This is a genomic window from Flammeovirga agarivorans, from assembly GCF_012641475.1.
GTDB lineage: Bacteria > Bacteroidota > Bacteroidia > Cytophagales > Flammeovirgaceae > Flammeovirga > Flammeovirga agarivorans.
Window position 1 is genome coordinate 585909 of record NZ_JABAIL010000002.1, and the last position, 23753, is coordinate 609661.

The window sequence follows — 23753 nt, forward strand, 5'->3', positions numbered from 1 at the left end:
AGATATCTTTACAGAAGATCAATTATTCATCTATTAACCTATCAACATGTCAAAAGAAAATATAAGAGAATCATTAAAAGCGGCTCTAGCTTTGGTGATTGCTTATGGAATATCTTTATCACAAAACTGGTATGACCCTGCCTGGGCTGGCTTTGCCGTGGCCATGGTGGCTATGCCAATGTTTAAGATAGAGGATTCCATAAAGAAAGCATTATTAAGATTTCTAGGAACAATTCCTGGAAGTATCGGTGGATTGATTGTGATTAGTTTGGCACCACAAAACCGATTTTTATTTATGGCCATTGTATGTATATGGATTGGCCTGTCTACCTACATGATGATCGCTGATAAAAAGCATAGCTACTTTTGGAATGTCGTTGGCTTTACCATGCTCATTATCTCTACTACGGTAACTGATTCGGAAAGTACAATGTACCAACATGCTTTGTATAGAATTATGGAAAACATTACTGGTATTATTGTATATACTGTAGTATCCTTATTGGTAGCTCCGAACTTTAAGAAAAGTAGTGCCTCGAACAGTCTAAAAAAAGTCCTTAAAGAAGTAAGTTCAATTTTTGACTATCTCAATACTCCTTTAAGTCATTCTAGTATTAGTGAAGAGTTTTATACTAAGATTAAGTCTTTAGAATCGACGATTATAGTACTTGAAGATGAAATTACTGGGGGCTTATTTGATAACAAAATACGTTCTTCCAACAAGAAAAAGTGGAACCAAATTTTAAAAGAGGTCAAACAAATTACAGAAACTATAACAAGTATTTCGGTCATCAAGAAGGATATATACCATATCAATCAAAAGACTGAAGTAGTTAATTTTGACCCTATTTTCAAACAAGTGAAAGATAGTATTAGAAACTTGGAAGATATAATTGATGGAGAAACTGTTGAGGTAAAACCATTAGGTCAATTTGCTACTCCTAATTTTAATAAATCACTCAGTCATTTGGGGAAAGTATACCAACAAGGACTAGTTAATGAATACAATAACCTTCATCGTATAATATCAAACCTACAAGATTCGATCACATTTATTTTTATTGAAAAAGAGAAAGAAGATAAAATTAGTATCAAGGAATATATTAGTGAATACTTTCAATCTATTTCCATCAATAGAGATTATATGAAAAGAACAATGTATGTGGTCATTGTTACAGGAAGTAGTTTTCTTATTTGGCTACTATTTAATCCTCCAGGCCATATACAATGGTATTCTTCTGCTGGAGTAAACGCTATGGCCATTGCCAACACTCCTCAAATGAAAGGAAAAGATCTGTTATGGCCTTACGTTTGGCTTTGCATTGGCCTTACGATCGTATACACTCTAATTCTTCCTGAATTTAATAGTTTTGCCGGTTTAGCATTTATCTTATTTATCTATATGTTTTTACAGCATATGTACCTTAGAGGTTTTGCCTATATAGCTGCTTCACTAGGTCTTATGATGATTGGTTTTTCGAATGGTCAGCAGTATAACTTTTATAACTTTATCAACTCTAACTTATTCGATATACTGTATGTATTTTGGGTGATTGTTATTGGTTATTTCTTAAGTTCTACCAGAGCAGAAAAACTGTTTGTTCAGAAAATTAATAGGTTCTTTAAAAGTGCCAATATCTTATTAGAAAACTCTGTAAATAACACTTCGTTTTTTAATAAAAATCTACTCCTTACTGATATAAAAACGATTCCTAAAAGTTTAGATATCATCAAAGATTCAATCGATTACCAATACTTTAACCAAGTCAAAAAAGAAGAACTAGACCAACTGATCATGATGTTGTTTAGTGTATCGAAACGACTACAGTATGTGATCGAAAAAAATGAGAATAATAAGTATTGTCAGAAAGACTTAGAAGACGAAGTGGCTTTACTTGTTGAAGAAATCTCTGAACAGTTGAAACTTCTATCAAAAGGGAATAAAGGAGATACAGAAGATATCTTTTCGACATTAATGATGTCTTATAAACGGATTACTACTAGTGTTAATGAAGAAGAACTCAATTCGCTTAATGTACTGAGTAGTTATAGTATTTTCTATGAAGCATTGTATGGATATATACACATCAATAACTCTCTGAAAATATCTACATTGAAAGAAGAAAGGTTCTCTTAATATTAAAGCAGCAGGTCAATGATAGGTTTTGACTTGCTGCTATTTTTTTAATGACTTTTTCAGCTCTGATGGGGTAATGCCAAAGGCTTCAATAAAACTCTTTGAAAAATGATTAATGTCTGTAAACCCATAATCGTAGGCTATCTCTGTCAAGTTCTTTTGAGACTGGACCACCTCATCTTTCGCTTTGTGAATACGCTGTTCTTTATAGTAGTTATAAACAGTCTGTCCAAATAAAAATTTATAAATCTTGTTCAATTTAACCGCACTGATTCCATAATCAATGGTCAACTTTTTAAGATTAGGCTTTAATGATAAGTTTGCATCAATTACTTTTTTAATAGCATAAATAGACTCTATCTCATAATCAGAATACAACGTTTTCTTATCATTATTTTCTAGGGTAAAAAGAATATTCTGGAATAAAAGAAATAGCTCTTCCAGCTTTAGTTTTAGGTATTGACGTTGTAAATCTTCATGTATTACATCTACAATTTTTACTTCAAAATTTTTCTTCCAAATACCAATATGTCTGTCTCCTACATGATAGGCAAAATTATCAATGCTCTCAAGTTTATGTTGATGCTGTTCCGGAAAAGAATCTTTATTGAAGTAGATAACAATTATCTTTTTAAACTCATTGGCCTTATTTAGTACCGTAAACTTTTCTGATTTTTTCATTAGAATAAATCCTCTAGGCGTACTAAACTGCAGAGACTCTTTTTCATTTTTTTGATAAATGATATTCTGAGAGAAAAACACTGCATTGTATTCGTACTTCTCATCAGTGCTAAACTTTACATAAGTGTCTTCATAAGGTTGGTATTGTGTAATGACTAACCGAAAATTTGATTTTTCTACTACAAGTACCTTTCCTCTGGCTTTGTCATGATCAATAATTAGTTCGTTTTCATTTACTATCTGACCACCCAACTTATTTGATAAATATTCTAGATAGTTCTCTCCTCTTCTGTTTTCAAATTCTATTATTCTTTCCATCATTTCAAGACTTTCTAATATCTGTAGGTGTTATTCCAAATGCTTGCTTAAAGTTTTTAGAAAAATGTTGTACATCCGTAAATCCATAATCGAATGCAATTTCAGTGAGTGTTTTATTCGTATAGGTTACTTGTTCTTTTACTTCCTGAATTCTTTGTTTTTTGTAATACTGATAGATTGTCTCTCCAAAAAGGGATTTAAATACTTTTGACATTTTACCTGTATTTATTCCAAAATCTCTACTGAGTTGTTTTACAATTGGCTTTTCCTTTAAGTTCTTATCTATCACATCCTTTATTGAATAGATGGTCTCTATTTCATAATCTGAAAACAACTCTTCCTTATTGGTTTCATTATAACTATAGATAAGATTATGAAAGAGAATGAAGAGTTCTTTCAGTTTAACTTGTACATATTCTTCAATGAAGTCTTCATGCAACTGTTCCCTTAAATCAAAAAAGAAACTCTTTTTCCAAGTTGCCAGATGATAATTACCTAAGTGATATACAAAATCCTTAATACCTTCCAATCTATCACTAATTAGATTTGGTAAAAAGGATTCATTAAAATAGATATATACAATTTTTTTCTCTACTCCTTTTCTAACGAGACTTGTAAAGTTTTCTGTATTTCGTAAAATAACCAATCCATTAGGAGCATTAAAATGTATTTGTTGTTTTTCCCCACCATGATAATTAACCCATTGTGGAAAAAAAATAGCGATGTATTGATAGGTTTCATCAGGAGAGAAAGAAATATCCAAATCCTGTTTTGTAATATATGCAGTAAGAACTGCCCTATAATTTTCTCCTTGAATTAGACCTGTTCTACCTTTTAGAGTATCATTATCAAAAGAAACCGCATGATCTCCTAACGTAGTTCCATTAAATTTATCTGCGATATATTGTAAATAGTTCTCTCCTCTAGCACTTTCTAATATAATTTGCTTCATGACCATTTAATTAGGTTACTAATAAAAATAATCAATTTTAAATAAAGGATACTATCTATTATTATGGTAAGAATCGCTTTAGTAGAATATGAAAATTTGTCATTCTAATAATATAAATAGAAGAACACTTTATAACCATTTAGCATCGAAAGTGAAACTGACATCAAGGCGAATAGTTGGGTAAATTGATTTCAGATCATTAAATAATGTTTCCCGAAAAACATCATGTTTTTCAATCGTATCAAACCTTAATTGTCCATCTACTTTTTCTTGTGATTCATTAAGTAAGACCACTGCTAGAACATATATTTCCCTACCTGTTTTAGTAATCATGTGATTATAATCTGAAATTTCAGAAGGAGTATAATATTGTTTTAACACTCTATTGATGGTATGGGTAATATCTTCACTCGGAGCCATTTGTAATAGTTCTTTCAATGCACCTCTAATGGTATCAAAAGGCATTTTCACTATTGACAATAATAATAATATTGTCACCAACGGATCTACATAAGCAATAAATTCCGGAAAGAAGTTTTTCAAAAAGAAAGCTACCATAAAAGAAATTCCCATTCCGGCAGTCAGTAAAGTATCAATCAGCCAGTTCGATTTTTCCACTTTTAGTATCGGAGACGACTGTTTCCTATTTTGAAAATAGAAAATAAAGTAAGTGATTATACAGCCAGACAAACACAATACAAAGTAGATGAGTGAACTAGAAAAATCAATAATATTTCCTCCATGCATAAGAGAATCTATACTTTCAAAAGTACCGAATACAACAACCATTAAAATCATAAGTCCTCTAAAGAGGTTAACCAATGGCTCATAACCAGAATAACCAAAAGGATGAGTCTTAGACTGAGGCTTTCGGATAAGGCGTAATACTCCCATAGACAAGAAAGACATCACTGCCAATAAGGAAGAATACATACCATCAGTCAAAATTGCTGAGGAGTGAGCTTTATATCCAAAATATAGTCCTGAGAATGCCAAAACAGCATTCATCACTAGTGACAAACGCATTAGTTTCTTTTCCATAATTGTTATTCGATTAAAGACAGCTTGAGGCTTGTATATGCATCATGGTGTAAAATATTGGTTCATAAAGACATGAACTTTCTCTTTTATTAAACGAAAGGACAAAGTGGCTTTACTTACATTTTGTGATTGATTACTACTAAAAACCTATCACTCTACTTTTACTTCAAAAACATATTTATTTAAAGCTTTCAAACATTTTTTATATGTCTTAGAAGTGATTTTTTCGTCTTAAACACCTAGCAACTAAATAAATTATATGACTAAAGCTTTACAGTAATCTTATGAGACACCTTTTTTTGTGGGCCTTCTCAGTTTTATCATTTATGGTCAATGCGGCCAATGAACCCGGAAAAATTGACGATTCAGAGAAAGAAACCACTTACGTTTATATCGATAGTTACACCCAACTGGATAGTGTATTTAAATCATATGCCTTGTCTATTGACAAAGTGAGAGGGTATCAAGAAACGTTACCCATTTTTGTTCATAATATCCAACCATCTATAAAAGATGTAAACGGTCAGACTAAGGTTGATAATTTTATAATGATGATTCTTTCTTCTACTTTGGAAGTTAATAATGATATTCTTTCAGAGCGAAGACAACTCAATCAGCTATTACTAAGTGGTAAGACAGAACAATCAAAAGATATTCAAGCTTTACTCAAAAAGTATAGAGCAAAGAACATTGAGGAATTAAAAGTAAAGCTATTACCGTTACCTCCTTCTTTAGTGATTGCACAAGCCATTGTGGAAAGTGGTTGGGGTACTAGTCGCTTTGCAATTGAGGGGAATGCACTTTTCGGTAAACATACAAAAAAAGGTTCTCCGAACTCTATGCCAGCAGCTGCAGCTAATATTGCTCTTCAAGCTTATGAAAGTATTTATGCTGCCGTTAGTGATTATGAATTGAATATCAATACTCACCCAGCGTACAAAAAACTAAGAGATACAAGAATTCAGGCGAATAATAATAATATTCCTGTTGATGGTATTGATTTAGTCAATGCACTAAAACATTATTCAGAAACTGGTGATCGGTATATTCAAACCATTACAAAAGTCATTAGTATCTATCACCTAAATGAATTTGACCATTGTAAATTGAAAAATACTTCTGAAGTGATCGTTAAGATCAATAAGTAAATAAAAAGACCTTCTGCCAATTCAATGTCAGAAGGTCTTTTTTTTAAGAAAGTTTTCCATGGTGAGCTTTCATCATCCATTTTACTCTATACGCTAGGTAGAGCTCCAATACACCTGTATTCATTAAAGCAAAAGCCAATAAATACACTGTAAATATTTCAGAAACTAGTAGATTCATTGTTAAATAAACACCTATCATTATTTCTACTACCCCGAACAGAAGTATTACATTTCGAGCATTTCCTAAATGTTCTTTTCTTGTTAATGCCCTTGTTAAATAGTCTACTCCTTTGAATAGAAAAAACAAACCTGTATAGGTCGCTAATACCAACATACTTTCCGCCTGGTTCATGATTAAGTAGGCACCGATAAACATCACTACTAACCCTGAAAGAAACTCCCAAAACCATTTAATTCCACTGTGTTTAAATTCAATAGCAAAGATAGATTGTACAATCCCTGCTACAAATAAGCTTGCACTAAAAAGGATAGAAAGGGAAATAAAACTACTCAAAGGAAACGCTAATGTAAACAAGCTAAGTACGATCAATAATAGGCCTGATACCAATGGAGCAAACCAATATTTTAGAGAAGAAGTTTTCATTATAAAGATCTTTATAGAAAAAAATGAAGAGGCACTTTAACAAACACCTCTTCAATTATTGTTGTATTAAATTTATTTCCAGCCTTTTAGAACATCGAAACCAATACGTACACCAGCCATTACCTGAAAGTCTCCTTGATAATGTGATGTGTTAGGTTTAGAATTAACAATACCATCACCATAATAGCTATTAGCATCGTCCATATACATACCTACTACATGGAATCTGATGTTTTTGCCCTCCCATGGGTAATATTGTAAAGCAATTTCTATTTGATTGATATTAGCATCGTATACTGCCTCTCCATCAGCAACCGTCATGGTAGGTTGATCGAAACGAACGTTGTTATAAATATATTTTACATAGGGTTTCCAGTGTTTACCATTGTACATCACCTTAATAGGCATTGATTGATACAACGCATCATCTTGGAAGTTCGGCATATTCTTCGACATCGCGTAGTCAGTATCAATGATAAAGTCTCCGAATGTCCACTGTAGACCCACATTGGCTGAGAATGGCGTACTTGTATTTAAATCATCTTTATCATCGATAACTGTAAATGACGCTGTTGTTGTGATCTTGTCTTTTACAAGGTAACCATACCAATAAACGTTGTATTCAAAGTTATGCTGATCACCTAGTGAATCCGTTTCTTGAGAGTTTAAGATTTGAGCTCCGAAAGACTGTCCCGAAGTTGTCGTATACTGAGCAGTAACTCCTGTTTTATATACTCCTAAGTTATATCCCATAATTGACCACATGTAAACATCGTTGGGATCATAGTACTGCTCCATAGTACCAACATTCATAAAGCCTTTACCTGCTTGGAAGAACCAATGCCCATTATCTGATTGGTACCAAAGGTTGGCATATTGAATATCATCAGAAATACCACTTTCTCCGATATCTGTTGATGTTGGTGAATACAAGAAACTAAAACCAATATTTTTAGTAAGCATACCATTGATTCCAAAACGGAAATCAGAGAATTGAAATTTCTGATCCATTGCTCTAAATCCATCTGTTTGTCCGGTTTCACCATATGCTCTATAATCCATACGAGCATCTATAGTTACAGAAAGATTATTTTTAAAGAATTCTCCGTATTTAGTGTCTTTTACTGTTACAGAATCCTTGTCTGTTTTAGAATCCTGAGCCCATAGAGATCCCAGGGTAGCAAAGAAAGCCACCAATAGAAATGTAATATTTTTTTTCATGATTAGATATCGATTAATAAAGATGAACTGTGTGAGTGAATATCAAATAGATTGTGATTGATGTTGTTTCATTGTAAGGGACAGCACACCCAAAAGGTGTACTGTATTTTATGTGCTTATTCTCCTAAATTGGTTTCTTTAATACAGAGTGTTTTGTATTTTATTTTTCCATCAACAATGTCTCTTTCAACACCGTGAATATCTTTTTCGTAACCAGGGAATGTGTTTTCGTATTTTTCTAAAATAGACAAGTAATTGTATACTGCCTTAGATGCATCGTTTAAGATTTCACCACCCATCATTACCGGAATTCCCGGAGGATAAGGTACGATCATTACTGCAGGAATCTTGTTCATCATGTCTTCCAAGTAAGTATATTCCACATTTTTACGAACCACTTGCTCATAAGCATCTGCAGGTTTCATGGTCTGTTCAGGAAGGTTTTCGAAAGCTTTCTGCATCTCTGCCAAGAAGTTATTCTCCTTGTAAAAGTGATGCATCGCGTCGCATAAATCCTTAAGACCCATACCTTGATATTTATCAGACTCTTCTAAAAGATTAGGGAATACCACTTCTAACGAAGTATTATTATCATAATCTTTTTTGAAATTCAATAACGCTGATAACAACTCTCCTTGTTTACCTTTTGAAGTACCGAAAGAGTGTAACATTAAGAAAGAATAAGTATCTGTTTTCTCAGTAACAATGCCTTTATTCATTAGATAATCTGCCACAATACCTGCAGGAATACCATTTTCTGTATAAGTACCATCAGCTTCCACACCAGGAGTTGTAAACGTCAGTTTAATCGGATCCAAAAGAATGAAGTCTTCCTCTAAATCTTCGAAACCATGCCATTTAGCATTGGGTTGCAATACCCATGCGTCTTGATTTTCTGCTAACGTATCTTTAGTTACGCTTTCAAAAGCTTCTCCTTTGTATTCCGTTGGTTGCCACATACCAAAGAACCATTCTCCTTTTTGAAGAAATTCTTTCTGTATTCTAACCATTTTCTGACGAAGCTCTATAGCATCTAAAATGTTATCATGGCTCATCTGTACGCCATTATCATGCATCATTTTAGTAGAAACATCTAAAGAAGCAATCATTGGGTAATTTGGAGATGTTGATGCATGCATCATATACGCCTCATTGAATTCGTCTGGAACAATTGCCTCTTTATCACCATTCTTAATATGAAGCATTGAACCTTGAGAAAATGCATTCAATAACTTGTGTGTAGAATGTGAAGTAAATACTGGAGGATGTTCTTTATTTTCATCTGGCGTCATGCCATAAAAACCATCATAGATCGGGTGGAAACGAGCGTAAGCATACCAAGCCTCATCAAAGTGCATATAGTTAACATGGTTGCCTAACTCTTTCTTAACTTTACGAACGTTATAAGCCAAACCATCATATGTTGAGTTGGTCAATGCTGACATCACAATATCTTTCCCTAATTCTTCTTCTGAAATAATTGGAGAAGCTGATTTTTTATGAAGTGATGTCATCTCAGTCATCTCAGACATTTTCACTGGACCAATAATACCTAAAGCATTTCTTCTTGGCATCATATACATTGGTTTGGCATTCGTAATAACCATAGCATAATTCAATGACTTATGACAATTACGATCGACTAATGCTAAATCATCTCTTGATACTTGACTTCTCCAGATCACTTGGTTTACCGTAGAAGTACCATTCAAGATATAATAAGTTTGGTCGGAGTTAAATGTATCTGAGGCAAACTTTTCAGAGTCTCCAATTGGACCAGAATGATCCAATAATGATCCTAAATCAGGAACAGAGATGGATAAATCTGAACGCAAAGTATTTTCACCAAAGAAGTTATAAAATGCAGTACCGGCTGGAGACTTTTTAAAGCCTTCCCCTCCCATATGTCCTGGAGTGTGCCAAGCATACTTGAACTCATCTACATAGTTTACCAATCCTTTAAAGAATGGGCCATAGTTACTTTCTGCATATTCTTTAATTAAATGAGATAAACGACCAGCCATAAAAGTAACTGTATCATCATCTAACCAATAAAATCCATTCGTTGATTCTAAAATTTCAGTAGGTAACTCTTCTGCTGAACTTTTTTCTGCAAGAATAAAGATATTTAATCTAGGGAATCTTTTTCTCAATGCAACAACCGCTTCTAAAATTGAAGCTCTTGATGCATTCATATTAATGTCGATCAAAACTCCAGAAATATCTCTTTGACTTGCACATAAATCAACAATGTGCTCAATATTTATGGAAGGAATAACTGTAATATTATCCTTTTTTAATTGTTGTATTAATTCTCCTAATCTTTCTTTTTCAAACTCATCTTTGTGATGATCAGCTACGACTAATAAAGGCCATTCTGTTAAATTCATGATTGATAATTTTGATGAATAAGTGATGTATTTTCTATGACACAAAGGTGTCTTATTATTACTTAATTTATTGGTATATAATTACTTACAATTGGTAAAAAACATAATTTCTCACTTGGAGTATTTTTTACTATAAGTAGCACTCATTCTATTCAAACGATGATTATTTTATCACAAATTGTAGTTTATGCCTCATTTTTATAAAAAAGTGATCAATTAGTTTTTAGCTTTTTTAAGACTCTCATCTCCAAAGATTCTAATGTCCCTTTTTAATAAAGATTCATAGAGTGGTTTAACTCCAAAAAAGCGCATCATCATGGCTGCGACCATACATACTATCCCCATAGGAAGTAATAATTGATATTGTCCTGTTAATTCCGACATAAGTATCACTCCCGTTAATGGTGCTCCAACAACAGCTGTAAAGAACCCTGCCATGCCAATAATTGCCAATTCTGCAGAGTAGATATGCAAACCAGGAGCAATTAGGGCGTATACTTTTCCTAGTGAAGCTCCGATAAACAACATTGGAGAAAAAACACCTCCAACAACACCACTACAGAAAGAGATCGTACCTCCAACCAAACGACCTATAATCAAGCTCGCTAACTCAGGAAGAGATTGTGCATCATTAAGATGATTCGCCAATAAATCCATACCTGAACTGTTGTAATTAGGGTTGATTTGGAAAAGCAATGCAAAAGAAATGGCTACCACTATAAAAGTGATATATGGTACTTTTGCTTTTAGAAAGTCGAATACGCTATACCCCACTTTAATTGCATACAAAAATGCTGCACCTGTGAGACTCATAAACACTCCAAATAATACAAAAGATAAATAATGTACTTGAGGAATTACTGAAATCTGATCAGCTCCCACAGGTATATCTAAAGTATCACCTACAATAAACTGAGCGATCCAAGTACTAACAAAAGAAGCCATCATGATTCCTGTGTATGACCTAAAGTTAAACTTAAATGAAGGACGCATCTCTTCAATAACCAAAAGTACTCCCGCAATAGGTGCGTTAAAAGCAACGGCTAATCCAGCTCCTGCACCACAAGCTAATAAATGGTTTCTGATGTCTACTTCACTGTATTTTGATCCTTTCCAAAAGCCCGTCAACATCTCACCTATTGCTCCTCCGAGGTGTATTGTAGGTCCTTCTCTCCCTACTACCATTCCTCCCAGTTGAGCCGCAATACCTCCGAAAAATTTTACAGGAACTACTTGTTTCCATTTAATTTTCCGCTTGCCTATCATTGTGCCTTCTACTTCCTGAACACCGCTTCCTCCTGCTTCTGGAGCATATTTTTTCACTAAAACATAAGAGATAAAAGTTCCTAAAGCCATAGCGATAACAACTCCTGTAATGGATAAATGTGCTTCTACAAAATCTCTAAAGACATCGAGATGATTGGTTAAGTAATTGTATACTCCTCCAACTATACCGACTAGTATTCCTACGCATAAAGAAAGAACCAATAAAAGTCTCGTTTCCTTAACGGTCTCTGAATGTGATTGTAATTCCATGATGAATAATTGAGCATCTTTAATGTGTTGTTCTTTATAATTGGTTACTTCTAAAGTGAAGTATTTAATATCTTAATATCACAAGTTTTTTGCAATACTAACTCTACTTGTGATCATCAATAATTGGTTTCTATCCGAGTATTTGACCAAATAAATAGATAAAAAAATCGACTACCTCAACAAAGAGGCAGCCGATAAACTATATCGATTAAGGTTGCTTAATCTTCTTTCACTACATAAGTATAGTATTTTACAGAACCATCTTCTTGTACTTCTTCATAAGCTCCTTGGATTTCATTATCGAAACCAGGGAATTTTTTATTTGTTTCTTGGAACATTTCGAAGTATTTGATTGTAGGCTCACATTTCTCATCATATCGTTCACCAGGAAGAATAACACCTATACCTGGAGGATAAACAAGTGCCATTGTTGCTGCAACTCTACCCGATATTTCTTCCATTGGAACATATTCCACCTCATTCTGAACGAACTTTTGGAAAGCATCATAAGGAGTCATCACTGGCGTTGGGAAATATTGCTCTTGGAACATGTCCTTTTGCAATTGATCTGCTTGCCATTTCTTTAATACATCATGCATTTCCTGACAAACCTCTTTCAATGTTCTCCCTTTGTAAAATTCAGGATGTTGAGCGGCCATTTCAGGAAGAGCTTCTTCCATCAAAGCTCCATTATCATAAAGCTCTTTGAACTTCACCATTTCTGCTACTAACGTAGAAATTTTTGTACGTTCAATAGCTGGTGTCAATAAGAATAAAATAGAGTAGAAATCTGCTTTTTCAGCAACAATACCTTTCTCTCTCATGTATTCCTTAAGAATTGGAGCAGGAATACCCATTTCAGCAAATTCACCTGATTGGCGATCTAAACCTGGTGTTAAGAACAATAATTTTGTAGGATCTTTCATCACATAGTTATCTTCTATGTCATGGTATCCATGCCATTTTGCTCCTTTCTCAAATGACCAAGCCTGTTGTTCTTTAGAAAGTATTTTTGTGTCGATGTCTTCCCACTTGTATTGTCCATTTTCTAAGAATTTAGAATCTTTGATGTTCACTACATCTGGAACGAATGGGTCTACAAACCATTGCTTATCAGAATCATCATTGGTAGCGAATTCTGCTGCTAATGCTCTAACTTTCTTCGCCATCTCAATCGACATTTCTATGGCTGAATTCCATAACCATTCACCATTTTTACCTTTCATCATTTGTGCTCCAACATCTAATGAAGCAAACATTGGATAATATGGTGAAGTAGACATGTGCATCATATATACCTCATTAAAACGTTGGTGAGAAGCTCTACGTTTCTGTTCTCCCAAGTGATCATCTTTCATATGAATTTGTGAAGCTTGAGAAAGGCCCGCCAATTGTTTGTGTGTAGATTGTGTTACTACAATCCCTGGGTCATTGTCTTTTAATTGTTTCAACCCTAATCCAAAGTGACCCGCATATAATGGATGGAAATTCATAAATGCCCCCCAAGCTTCATCAAAGAAGATATAATCACAAAGGTGACCAATTCTATCTATGATTTCTTGAACGTTGTAGATGGTTCCATCATAAGTACAATTCTCAATGATAGCCATACGGAACGGACGTTCTTTTTTGTAAGCTTCTTTATCTTTTACTAAGGGATTATTTTTGATTTGTTCTCGGATATGTTCTTCCGTTAAAGTAGATGATGCTAATGGACCCACCATACCAAATGGATTACGGTCATCTTGCATATATACCGGAATAGCTCCAGATAACATCAAAGCTGAATGGTGATGTGACTTATGATTATTACGATCGAATAACACTAAATCACCTTTTGTTAGAATACCATTATTGACCATTTTATTGGATGTAGAAGTACCATTCAATACGAAGTAAGTACGATCTGCACCAAAGATTTCAGCAGCTTGCTTTTCCGCTTCACCGTAAGCACCCGAGTGATCAAAAATACCACCTAAATCTGGAACGAAATTAAAATCTGAGCGAAAGAAGTTTTCTCCCATATGATCGAAAAATGCTTTACCCACTGGAGACTTTTCGTAAAAAACACCTCCATTATGACCTGGTGCTAACCACATTTCATTTCCTTTCTCAACGTAGTCTACCATACCTCCGAAGAAAGGCGTTTTGATACTTTCAAGATAATCTTCCATATGCTTTCTAACGTGTTTCGCCATAAAGTCTGGTGTATCTTCTTGTAGGTATAAAGCACCGGTAATTTCTTCAAAGATTTCGTTAGGAAGTTCAGTAATTTTTTCTGTTTCATTCAAAAGGAATATTGGAGCCTCTAATCCTCTTTCCTTTACTTTTTCTATTAAGTTCTTAGTATTTGCATCCGAATGGTCTAATAATAATAATGCGATAGAAGCATCATTTTCAATGGCCATTCTTGTTTCAAATGCATCGTTAGTTTGGATAACTTTATAACCGTAAGATTCAATATTTGCTACGATCTGAGAGATGACTTTTCCAATATAAGTATCCTTTCCTGCTTCGCTATGGAATACTAATGCTTGGTATAAATTTTTGTATTTCATGATTGATTTGATTGATGATAAAGAATAGGTTTATCTTGTTTGATTACACTACAAATGTCCGTATTATAATCTTGTTTGATTGGTAAAAAAGAGAGAAGGATTAGTAAATTACTTTCTTTTATAAGACTGATATGAAGCAATTTAAAAACACACTCACCTATCATAATTTAGAATTGATGAGTGTGTTTTGTATTTATTTTGTGTGTTTGTTATCCATGTACTGACCAGTTTTAGTGAAGTAGATCACATTCTTATCTTCTCCTTTTGTGATGTAAACCATATACAATTCAGTACCTTTATTTAATTTAGTTCTTACCTTTTCGATTGTCTTTAAAACAGTCCAATCAGGGTAGTCTTTATTAATTTTATCAGTGATTGACTGAGGTAGATCTACATTTTCTAAATCTTTTTTTACCATAAGAACATCTCCATCCTTATTCATGTAAATTTTCTCTGTTCCGTCTACTGTTTTTAAAACGATCTCATAAGTATTTGAGAAAAGTCCAGTAACCGGCTTGTTCTTATAAACTACTTTAAAATCTTCTTGTAATAATGTTGATGGCATAACAGTAATTTGATCAATATAGAAATCAGAATAGTCTTCTTCGATTTCTTCCACCAAGTTTACTGGAATTTCTTCTTCACCAATTTGTTCAACTTTTAATACTGCTTTCTGAGCAAAAGTAACGTTGGCAAATAAGAATAGGCCAAATGCTAAAGATGATTTAAGTTTCATGTTTTTTTGATTTTAATATTTTGTGTAATGTGAAAATAGGATGGTGTGTAAAGAATAATTATTGTTTATTTCAACACCGTAATTAGTATATATAACGACGTTCATTTTGATAGCTCTGTAAATTTTTAATCGGTTTATATAAAAAAACAACCAATTGATTTTCAGTGATTATAAATCGTATACAAAAAAAATAACCACTCCTTAATTAATAGAAGTGGTTATCATATATATTCTTTATACTTATGTGATTAGAAAGAAACTGCACCTGTAGAAATCATGTAGATAGCTACAATTGCTAATAACATAATTACAATTTCAATTACTCTTTCACCTTTAGTGTATATTTTCTTACCAGCTTTTACTTCGTCTTTATGTGCTAATCGATAGAAAGGAATACCGATAGCATAGAAGATAGTTGCCATTAGTAAGTAGCTCATACCTGCAGCGTATACTAACCATAAGCAGTATAATGTAGTAATTGCTCCCACAGCAATGGCTAAAGTACGTTTTTTACTATTAGCAAGAATTTCTTTTGACTTAGCTCCCTTAAATAGATACATCGCACTAAGAAGGTATGAAGGTAAAATCATTACCCCGGCAATATCAATTGCAGCCAGATAAACATCTTGTGCAAAAATGACAGAGAACATACCAATTTGCATAATGATTGAAGAAATATATAGTGCAGTTGTAGGTGCTCCATTACCATTTTCTTTTACGAATAACTTAGGAAGCACACCATCTTTTGCAGCATCATGAGGAACTTCTGCAACCAAGATAGTCCACGCTAACCATGCACCAGTTACTGAGATAATCACAGCAACATTTACAAATGTAAGTCCCCAATGTCCAACTGCAGCCTCTAATAAAGCTCCCGATGAAGGATCTGCTAATTTAGCTAGTTCTGGCTGTTGCATGATACCAAATGCAAGAACAGAAATAATTACATACATAGATAATGCTGCTAAAAAACCAATAACTGTTGCCTTACCTACATCTGAAGACTTCTTCGCTTTTGATCCAATAACTACCGCTCCCTCAATACCGATAAAGCACCATAACGTTACAAGCATAGTAGACTTAATCTGAGATCCTAAACCATCTAGGTGATATGCATTACCCCAGAAATCTTTTGTTAAAAGGTCATATTTGAAAGAAACGATCAGAATACCGATCACAATCACTAATCCTGCAAATTTTGCTACTGTTGAGATCGTATTCAAGAAAGATGTTTTACCAGTTCCTAAGAAAGATATAAAGTTCATGAACCAGATCATACCAGATCCTAATGCGATAGTTTGCCAACCATGTTTTAATAAAACTGGAAAGAAAACACCTAATGCATCATTTAACATTACTGCAAAAGCTACGTTACCTAATGCTGCAGAAATCCAATATCCCCAAGCTGAATTAAAACCTACATAACGGCCAAAACCAGCTTTTGCATAACCATAAATACCTGAAGTTATATCTGATCGTTCTTCGGATAACGTTTTAAAAGTATACACTAAAAGGCCTACTCCAATACCCGATATAATCCATGATAATATTACTGCTCCTAATGAGGCACTTGCTGCCATATTTTGTGGTATATTAAAAATACCACCTCCAATCATTGAACCAAATACAATGGCTACAAGACCGGCTAACCCTACTTTTGTAGATTTGTTTTCCATAATTTTGTTGATGAATATGTATTATTGATGATTAATTATTTCATAGAATGTCTCTATACAAAACGAGTTCTATGCTATCTTAAAATGTTGAGAATTAACTCTTCTCTATAAAGAAATGATCAAAAGTTAGATCATGAAGTCATCTTCAAATGTGTTCATGAACTCTTCAAATATCTGATCGTCTATATCTTGGTATACTGCCGCTTCCTCTTCTTTAGAATATTGAGAATCGATAAAGTCTATATCTTCAAACAACTCATTATTATCGATTAAACTTACTTCAAACTGCAGTTCTTGATGAATAAATTGATCTTGTAAATTCATAGTATATAGTATTCTGTTGTGATGATTAATTATATCACAAAGGTCTTGAATGACAGATCATTTCATTCGTAAAAACTCAACGCTAATTGGTAAAAAACTGAATTAATACATTAAAAAGAATCGACGTTACTTTTTAACAATCAAAAAGACTCAGTGAAGCTGAAATAAAGTCCATGAGAGGATTGACCAAATCCCATATCAATCCCCACATTCATTCTAGGTTGTAATTCGTATCGATACCCTATTCCGTAGTTTTGCATCCATTGTGTCAGTGATTTCATATCAGGTGCAATACTTCCAGCTCCTACCCACATCACAATTCCACTTTTTGTTAGTTCACCATTTCTTTTCATAAAAGTATGACGCCATTCCACTTCAAAAAAAGCAGAGGTATTGTCTCGATATTGGCCAACGATATACCCTCTTAATCGCTTAGAACCTGCAATATCAGAAAGCATATTTATCGGCACATCACCTTGTGCATTCCTAGAATATACCCTTCCTGCGATTACATTTCCTTTACGGATAAAAGTGCGGTAATAACGTAAATCCAAAGATGTTACATGAGCTTGATAAGCGCTGCCTAATGCTTTTGCATAATTAATATACTTTAGATTGAAATAGATCCCTTGCCATGCATTTACAGTTATGTCTCTACTATCATAAGTGATATTTATACCTAGACCATTCATGAAGTATTGAGAGGAGAACTGGTTATAATATGGGTCGTCTAACATTACTGGATTCACATCGGTATTGTTAGCATAAAAGAAATCAAAAGATGGACCGATATAAAAGTTCTTTGTTAACTTGAACATCACATCAACAGCTACATCTACTTTAGATTCGGTATACTGTGTAGTTGAATCTGACTTATAATTGGAATCGATCTCCTGATAACCTTTACCATAATAATCCAAGGATCTCTTATTGATATTGACATCAGAGTTGATTCTCATTTTATCTTGAAACCAGAAAGTTGTGATATTGGAATGAAGCCCTAAAGCTCCCGAAGAACTGTAAAATATATTTGCAGGGATTGAAGATCTCTGAATTAACGAATCTGATTTATCGGTCTTAAAACTCAATAAGAAACCTCCAGCAACCAAAAATCCTATATCTGCAGTATACCCAGGACCAAACAAAGGTGATAACCATGGTTTTCCTGCAGTAATTGCCTCCTTTTTCTTCTCTTTATGTTTCTCCAAATAGGCCTTCATTTTACTTTGGGCGCTAGATATTTGAGTAGCAAATAGTACAAACAACAAAGAGAGACAGTATTTACTGATAATATGATGATATAATTTTTTCATAGCTACTTAGCTCCTATACAATAAATCTATTTCTATTAAATGAAATGGAATTTGTCCTTCATTTTCCTGAACTAAAATCTTAATATTGATCACCTAAGTCAGTAATTAAATCGTCAAAAATCTGTTCGTCTAGAGGACGATGTAGAACATCCAATTCTTCCTCTGAAAATGACGATTCTATATTTTCGAAATCCTCAGAAGTTTCTAAATTTTCACTTCCATAATAATTTTCTGTTGGTATAAATTGATCTTGTAAATTCATAGTAGTATTTCTTTTTGATGAATAAATTGATGATGACACAAAGGTCTAGAAATACTCTCCCAATAGATGGTAAAAAATGATAGATAATTGGTAAAAAAAGAATTATTCAAATCCTTCAACTACACTTTAGTTTAATCGTATAAAAAAAACCACACAAAACAGCAACAGTAACTACTCAAATACAACAAGTTAAATACAAATAATATAATATATAGAGATCCTTAAATCCATTTAATAGAATACAATAGACCAGTATAAAAAGTATATAAATTAATCTAATAGAGCATATATTTTGGGTAATAAAAAAGGAAATAATTTACCAATATACATCTGTTTTCTACTAATGCAAAAATACTGAGTTTACTAATTTTGTCATGTCATAAATCAAGATATTAATATTCCACATCACACTCGTTGGATTGAATTATTAAAATAAACATTAGGTAAAATTTTATTGAGTTTACACCCTATCAGCCCTGCCGTTAGGGTGTTTTTGTTGACAGAATATAGTATATAAAAAAAGTGATACTAATCGATTAGTATCACTCTTCTTTCTATAATAATATTTCTCGCCTAACGGAACATTCTATTCAACTCATAAGAGTCTGCATTAGTATAGAATTCACTAAATACATCATTAGTTTCCTGAAATGCAGCTGAACTAAAACGATGGTCCAAATGGAAATTGATATTCTCCGCTTTTGAGTAGGTGTTTTTTACTTTCGTAAAATTCTTCTTAGGTTTTCTAGTAACAATATTCATAGTATAAAAAATTAAGTATTAAAAAATAGGTTATTATTGAGTAGTATTAATTTCTGCGGGTTACTTTCGGTAAGTTATTACCATTTTCAAGTACTCTATCTTTTGGCCAATACTCTCTTAGTATTAAAGAGAACCTTCCTTTTTCTGGAGTTGGTAACCAATTACTTTCTGCACCAACTTCTGGTTTAGTACTTTGAATGTAGATGTCTAATGATCCATCTTCATTGAATTTTAATCCATCCTGGCTTCCTACTTTATATCTGTTGATCAAGTTTTTCACTAGGAAGTTTTTCTCGTTGTAGCAAGTTAATGACCAAAATGCATTCACTTGAGGTAATTGCTCTTTTGTAAAGTGCAATACATATTTCCTTTTTGAGGTAAGTACTTTACCTCGACTATCTATTCTTGTAGCGGCATAAATTGCATCTTCCCTTTGGTTCATTCCCAACCTTGTAAAAGCTACATAGGCGCTACTCGAATATTTGTCTTTGTATTTTTTGATTACTGAGTTACTATACAACCAAGGGAATTTCTGACAAGTATTATTTTCAGAGTACCATTCTGATTGCATTTGCTTAGGTACAGACTCAAAAACAATCGTTTCTTTTACTGATAACTTTGTGATATCATAGTTCTGCCCCGCCTGAAATCCAATTTCTTTAAGTTTGGATAGCATAGTGGAATCCGAATCTAATGGCTTATTCTGATATAAAAGCATCGATAACCTATTCATGAATTGCTCTATGTTCAATTCTTCAACAGCCTTAATAGGGTAAGTATCGGCTTTATATAGTACCATTTCCTTTTTGGGTGTATAGTCTTGATTATCCCATTGGCTTAACGGTCTCGCGGTAATTCCTTTCTGGAATTTGATTACTTCGTCCTTATCTTTTTGCGACTGCTTCACCATAATACGTCCATGAATCCAAGCAGAATTTGTTGGTGAAGATATATGAATCATCCCCTTAGGTAATTCTCCTTCCCAATTGGGACCAGTGTATACTATAAACTGTTCTTTGTTTCCAGTTGTCCTAGTTCCAGGTGAAGCAAATACATTAGAAAATGCATCCATTGTAGGCATCAAAAAGTAATGATCTGAAGCAGGAATATGAACAACAACTGGCTCATCTGATAAGTCTAACCAACACATAGAATAGAAAGTATCTACATTGGGTCTGACTACATTTCTAAATTCCCAATCTGGAAACCTATGATAATGATGAAAAGTATTGATTGCATTATCCTCAAATTGATTTAAGAAATAACGCTTTGTATAATCCATTAATACTATTGGAAATCCAAAAGCATATACTTCTTTAAACAGTTCTTCTTTTTGCTGCATTTCTACAACATCTTTTTTAAACTTCCATGAAGCCAAAACAAGAACTCCTAAAAGTAGAAGTACCAATAAAAGTATATGTGAGGATTTAGAGATCTTCATTCTAAACAATTTTCATAGTATTAAGCATAGATATCTAATAAAACGAGGGATAAAAAAGTCAGAATTTTATATTTCAATCATTATCTTTCATAATTCGATTATACCAGTAACCAGTAAACCAAGAGGCATTAGCTACCTCTTGGTATTGTAAGTTTAAGCGGATTGAAGTACAGAGTTGATAAAGTCTTTTCTATATTGTTTTGGGCTAAGGTTAAATTTCTTTTTGAAAGCAGATGAAAAATGACTAGCACTAGAAAAGCCTAAATCCATAGCAATCATCGACATTGTTTTACTTCCATCTCTTAACATTACTCTTGAATGGTCTAACCTCTCATCCAAGTGGAATTGATGGATTGTAGTACCGAAAATCTGTTTAAATAAGAACCTTAATCGACTCTCACTTAAGCCACATTCTTTCGATAACTCATCAATGATGATCTGCTCATTAATTCTGTTTTTTAATATATCTCTTGCTTTAAATACGGGTTCTACACTAAATGTATATTTATTAGATTCGTCAATCTTCTCCCTATCATTAATATTCGAGAAGAACACTGTAACTAAATGTTTGGCGTAAATCTCTAAGTATTCATTCTCAAAAAGACTACCTTTTTCTACTTCAAAAGCCTTTTGGAAAAAGTCTCTCATACTTGGGTCAAATTCTTCAAATACAAAAAACTGCTTTTCTAAATCCAGTGATTCAGCTAATGCCTTACTCTGGTCAATAAACTTTTGATAATAGTCTTTCTCCAAACGAACAGAAAGGTATTGTACTGTTCTTCCTTCTTCAATTGTAAAGCTTAAAGCTTCAGAAGAATTAATACTAAACGCTCCGGTAGTATTCAGTTTATACTTCTTTTTTGATTGCTTTACATTACAAGTCACTTCTACTGAGGTTGTAAAAGGGTCTCCAAAAAGAATAGGTATATATTCAGCATAGTCATCCAATTGATAACCATCTACATCTAAAGTCTTATTTAATTTATAATCGAATCGGATTAATTCAATCGAATCATTCAATTTGAACCCCTCAATTTCTCCCTTACCAATCTCATTATTGAAAGTCATTTTATGTCCTTCCAATTTACCATTAAAGAGTTTGGTCCAAGATTCCATTACATGAGTTAATTCCAATTTTGACATATTAGGTATTTTATAGTAGAAAGTATTTAAAAAATTTTAGTACCAGTGTTATGTACTTAAGCTAAAAAAATAAACCACTGTTATATTACAGGGCTTCCTCGTTAAACATATGGGTAATTTACATGAACACTTAACTATCGTCGTCAACTATCCAAACGTGTCTTTTTGAGATTTAAACTTTCACAGAACGGTAAAAGTGTTTCATAATTCGACTTTCAAAAGCATTTTTTAAAATTTTTAGCTTCAGATTATGATGTAAACGTTAATGAAATTAACTATTAACTAATGACTGTTTACATCGATTGTTCCCTTCTGATAGATAACGTTTAACTCATTATATCATCAAACTCAATACGACATGAAAAAAATACTTTCGGTACTACTAACAGTATTTATAACATTTTCCAGTTTTGCTATTAATGAACCTGTTAGCCTAGATAAAGAAGCTAAAATTTATATCCATAATACATCTGCCGGTGTTGCTGCATTTGCTTTTAGTGACAACGGAAAGGTAAAATATATTATAGACCTTAGTGATGGATCATTTTATGAATATGAAGGTACCTACACAAAAAATGAAAAAACTGTTGAAGTAAATCTTACCAAAGGGCATGGTGAAACGAACATGGGAATTGAATTGAAAAATATCAAACCTAAGAGAAGTAAAGTGCATTTGAATATCAAAGACAATAACACTTTAGTAGATCAGGATCACCTTAAACATGGTGTTTTCCATTTGTTAGAAAATCCAAAAGGAAAGTAAATCAGCACCTTTCACTTAAAATGTTTATTATCTTTGTAAAAAGGGTATAAACATTAAACATATGAAATTAATACAAACTCTAGCGGTGATACTGCTTGCTTCCATCGCTACTTTAGCTCAGAATTATCCATTTGAAAGACAAATTATTTTCGAACAAAAAGAAAATGGTGTCGTAAAAGAATATCCTTCCATTAAGATTATGGTGGGTCAGAGTGAAGCCATTGGAGCAAGAGCTGTTTTAGAAGAAGATGCCGGAGCACAATATTTCATTGTTGACTTTGAAAAAAATAAATATCTGATCTTAATGCGTCAGTTTGGGCAAAAAATCGCTGTCGAATCTGAAGCAGATGTTTCTAAACTAGATGTTTTGGGAATTGATGGTGCTAAAGTAGAAGAAGTGAAAAAAGGAAAGAAAGAAATCCTTGACACAAAATGTAAAATCTACAAAGGCACAAAAGATCATTTAGAAGTAGAGCTTTATATCGGTGCTCCTAAATTTGCTGCCAAAGGTCTACATAACCTTACAAAAGTAATGACAGACCGTATCGGTATTGATTTAGCTGATGACGAGATGATCCTAGGAGCCAAAATCGTTGATAAGAAAAATAATGGTACGCTAGAAGTTGAAGCAACTAAAGTGTACGAGAAACCATATAAATTAAGTACTGAAGGGTATAATACATTTGGTACAGGTGGTATGGGATTCGGTTTCTAATCACAACGCTATATCAACAAAAAAGTCCTTGA

Annotated in this window: 20 protein-coding genes; 4 read left to right on the forward strand and 16 right to left on the reverse strand. The window is 33.1% G+C overall.

The window, feature by feature from the left end:
- The first annotated feature begins 46 nt into the window (after positions 1 to 46).
- A complete protein-coding gene (locus HGP29_RS07150) occupies positions 47 to 2137 on the forward strand; it encodes an FUSC family protein (protein WP_168881683.1) in 2091 nt (696 codons plus the stop codon).
- Positions 2138 to 2176: 39 nt separating this feature from the next.
- Here the strand turns inward: HGP29_RS07150 and HGP29_RS07155 are convergent, their stop codons facing one another.
- The 3 genes from HGP29_RS07155 to HGP29_RS07165 form a co-directional block, all read right to left on the reverse strand.
- Positions 2177 to 3139 carry a helix-turn-helix domain-containing protein gene (locus HGP29_RS07155; protein WP_168881684.1) on the reverse strand — a complete coding sequence of 321 codons (963 nt, stop codon included), beginning with the start codon at positions 3137 to 3139 and terminating at the stop codon, positions 2177 to 2179.
- Position 3140: 1 nt separating this feature from the next.
- Positions 3141 to 4088, reverse strand: coding sequence for a helix-turn-helix domain-containing protein (locus HGP29_RS07160; RefSeq protein ID WP_168881685.1), 948 nt, complete (start codon positions 4086 to 4088; stop codon positions 3141 to 3143).
- A gap of 129 nt (positions 4089 to 4217) precedes the next feature.
- Positions 4218 to 5129, reverse strand: coding sequence for a cation diffusion facilitator family transporter (locus HGP29_RS07165; RefSeq protein WP_168881686.1), 912 nt, complete (start codon positions 5127 to 5129; stop codon positions 4218 to 4220).
- A 284-nt stretch (positions 5130 to 5413) separates the two neighbouring features.
- On the opposite strand from HGP29_RS07165, the gene HGP29_RS07170 reads away from it, so the two are divergent.
- Complete coding sequence (locus HGP29_RS07170; RefSeq protein WP_168881687.1) at positions 5414 to 6277, forward strand: glucosaminidase domain-containing protein; 864 nt, start codon at positions 5414 to 5416, stop codon at positions 6275 to 6277.
- A 43-nt stretch (positions 6278 to 6320) separates the two neighbouring features.
- Here HGP29_RS07170 and HGP29_RS07175 read toward each other — a convergent pair whose 3' ends face one another.
- From HGP29_RS07175 to HGP29_RS07235, 13 genes are all read right to left on the reverse strand, one after another.
- The gene (locus tag HGP29_RS07175; protein WP_168881688.1) at positions 6321 to 6881 is read right to left on the reverse strand and encodes an HdeD family acid-resistance protein; all 561 of its coding nucleotides are present in this window, start codon (positions 6879 to 6881) and stop codon (positions 6321 to 6323) included.
- Between the two features lie 72 nt (positions 6882 to 6953).
- Positions 6954 to 8102 carry a hypothetical protein gene (locus HGP29_RS07180; RefSeq protein ID WP_168881689.1) on the reverse strand — a complete coding sequence of 383 codons (1149 nt, stop codon included), beginning with the start codon at positions 8100 to 8102 and terminating at the stop codon, positions 6954 to 6956.
- A gap of 116 nt (positions 8103 to 8218) precedes the next feature.
- Positions 8219 to 10492 (reverse strand): Orn/Lys/Arg family decarboxylase, encoded by a 2274-nt coding sequence (locus HGP29_RS07185; protein WP_168881690.1) that lies wholly within the window; start codon positions 10490 to 10492, stop codon positions 8219 to 8221.
- 216 nt (positions 10493 to 10708) lie between these two features.
- Positions 10709 to 12028, reverse strand: a complete 1320-nt coding sequence (clcA, locus tag HGP29_RS07190; protein WP_168881691.1) for a H(+)/Cl(-) exchange transporter ClcA — start codon at positions 12026 to 12028, stop codon at positions 10709 to 10711.
- A 218-nt stretch (positions 12029 to 12246) separates the two neighbouring features.
- A complete protein-coding gene (locus tag HGP29_RS07195; protein ID WP_168881692.1) occupies positions 12247 to 14586 on the reverse strand; it encodes an Orn/Lys/Arg family decarboxylase in 2340 nt (779 codons plus the stop codon).
- A 193-nt stretch (positions 14587 to 14779) separates the two neighbouring features.
- Entirely contained in the window at positions 14780 to 15322 is a 543-nt protein-coding gene (locus tag HGP29_RS07200) for a hypothetical protein (RefSeq protein ID WP_168881693.1), read from the reverse strand.
- A gap of 248 nt (positions 15323 to 15570) precedes the next feature.
- The gene (locus HGP29_RS07205) at positions 15571 to 16998 is read right to left on the reverse strand and encodes a basic amino acid/polyamine antiporter (protein ID WP_168881694.1); all 1428 of its coding nucleotides are present in this window, start codon (positions 16996 to 16998) and stop codon (positions 15571 to 15573) included.
- 126 nt (positions 16999 to 17124) lie between these two features.
- A complete protein-coding gene (locus tag HGP29_RS07210) occupies positions 17125 to 17322 on the reverse strand; it encodes a hypothetical protein (RefSeq protein ID WP_168881695.1) in 198 nt (65 codons plus the stop codon).
- Positions 17323 to 17462: 140 nt separating this feature from the next.
- Complete coding sequence (locus HGP29_RS07215) at positions 17463 to 18635, reverse strand: BamA/TamA family outer membrane protein (RefSeq protein WP_168881696.1); 1173 nt, start codon at positions 18633 to 18635, stop codon at positions 17463 to 17465.
- A gap of 79 nt (positions 18636 to 18714) precedes the next feature.
- Positions 18715 to 18897: a hypothetical protein gene (locus HGP29_RS07220; protein WP_168881697.1), complete on the reverse strand. Its 183-nt coding sequence runs from the start codon at positions 18895 to 18897 to the stop codon at positions 18715 to 18717.
- A gap of 573 nt (positions 18898 to 19470) precedes the next feature.
- Positions 19471 to 19659, reverse strand: coding sequence for a hypothetical protein (locus HGP29_RS07225; RefSeq protein ID WP_168881698.1), 189 nt, complete (start codon positions 19657 to 19659; stop codon positions 19471 to 19473).
- Positions 19660 to 19705: 46 nt separating this feature from the next.
- On the reverse strand, positions 19706 to 21100 hold the full coding sequence (locus tag HGP29_RS07230; protein WP_168881699.1) for a DUF1254 domain-containing protein: 1395 nt from the start codon (positions 21098 to 21100) through the stop codon (positions 19706 to 19708).
- Between the two features lie 153 nt (positions 21101 to 21253).
- A complete protein-coding gene (locus HGP29_RS07235; RefSeq protein ID WP_168881700.1) occupies positions 21254 to 22243 on the reverse strand; it encodes a helix-turn-helix transcriptional regulator in 990 nt (329 codons plus the stop codon).
- 358 nt (positions 22244 to 22601) lie between these two features.
- Here HGP29_RS07235 and HGP29_RS07240 point away from each other — a divergent pair, with 358 nt between their 5' ends.
- Together HGP29_RS07240 and HGP29_RS07245 are read left to right on the forward strand one after the other, a co-directional pair.
- Positions 22602 to 23006 carry a hypothetical protein gene (locus HGP29_RS07240; RefSeq protein ID WP_168881701.1) on the forward strand — a complete coding sequence of 135 codons (405 nt, stop codon included), beginning with the start codon at positions 22602 to 22604 and terminating at the stop codon, positions 23004 to 23006.
- Between the two features lie 61 nt (positions 23007 to 23067).
- Positions 23068 to 23721: a hypothetical protein gene (locus HGP29_RS07245; RefSeq protein WP_168881702.1), complete on the forward strand. Its 654-nt coding sequence runs from the start codon at positions 23068 to 23070 to the stop codon at positions 23719 to 23721.
- The last annotated feature ends 32 nt before the right edge of the window (positions 23722 to 23753 follow it).

Coding starts and splice junctions, on each gene's coding strand:
- HGP29_RS07150 (WP_168881683.1), top strand. CDS start 47: ATGTCAAAAGAAAATATAAGAGAATCATTAAAAGCGGCTCTAGCTTTG.
- HGP29_RS07155 (WP_168881684.1), bottom strand. CDS start 3,139: ATGATGGAAAGAATAATAGAATTTGAAAACAGAAGAGGAGAGAACTAT.
- HGP29_RS07160 (WP_168881685.1), bottom strand. CDS start 4,088: ATGAAGCAAATTATATTAGAAAGTGCTAGAGGAGAGAACTATTTACAA.
- HGP29_RS07165 (WP_168881686.1), bottom strand. CDS start 5,129: ATGGAAAAGAAACTAATGCGTTTGTCACTAGTGATGAATGCTGTTTTG.
- HGP29_RS07170 (WP_168881687.1), top strand. CDS start 5,414: ATGAGACACCTTTTTTTGTGGGCCTTCTCAGTTTTATCATTTATGGTC.
- HGP29_RS07175 (WP_168881688.1), bottom strand. CDS start 6,881: ATGAAAACTTCTTCTCTAAAATATTGGTTTGCTCCATTGGTATCAGGC.
- HGP29_RS07180 (WP_168881689.1), bottom strand. CDS start 8,102: ATGAAAAAAAATATTACATTTCTATTGGTGGCTTTCTTTGCTACCCTG.
- HGP29_RS07185 (WP_168881690.1), bottom strand. CDS start 10,492: ATGAATTTAACAGAATGGCCTTTATTAGTCGTAGCTGATCATCACAAA.
- clcA (WP_168881691.1), bottom strand. CDS start 12,028: ATGGAATTACAATCACATTCAGAGACCGTTAAGGAAACGAGACTTTTA.
- HGP29_RS07195 (WP_168881692.1), bottom strand. CDS start 14,586: ATGAAATACAAAAATTTATACCAAGCATTAGTATTCCATAGCGAAGCA.
- HGP29_RS07200 (WP_168881693.1), bottom strand. CDS start 15,322: ATGAAACTTAAATCATCTTTAGCATTTGGCCTATTCTTATTTGCCAAC.
- HGP29_RS07205 (WP_168881694.1), bottom strand. CDS start 16,998: ATGGAAAACAAATCTACAAAAGTAGGGTTAGCCGGTCTTGTAGCCATT.
- HGP29_RS07210 (WP_168881695.1), bottom strand. CDS start 17,322: ATGAATTTACAAGATCAATTTATTCATCAAGAACTGCAGTTTGAAGTA.
- HGP29_RS07215 (WP_168881696.1), bottom strand. CDS start 18,635: ATGAAAAAATTATATCATCATATTATCAGTAAATACTGTCTCTCTTTG.
- HGP29_RS07220 (WP_168881697.1), bottom strand. CDS start 18,897: ATGAATTTACAAGATCAATTTATACCAACAGAAAATTATTATGGAAGT.
- HGP29_RS07225 (WP_168881698.1), bottom strand. CDS start 19,659: ATGAATATTGTTACTAGAAAACCTAAGAAGAATTTTACGAAAGTAAAA.
- HGP29_RS07230 (WP_168881699.1), bottom strand. CDS start 21,100: ATGAAGATCTCTAAATCCTCACATATACTTTTATTGGTACTTCTACTT.
- HGP29_RS07235 (WP_168881700.1), bottom strand. CDS start 22,243: ATGTCAAAATTGGAATTAACTCATGTAATGGAATCTTGGACCAAACTC.
- HGP29_RS07240 (WP_168881701.1), top strand. CDS start 22,602: ATGAAAAAAATACTTTCGGTACTACTAACAGTATTTATAACATTTTCC.
- HGP29_RS07245 (WP_168881702.1), top strand. CDS start 23,068: ATGAAATTAATACAAACTCTAGCGGTGATACTGCTTGCTTCCATCGCT.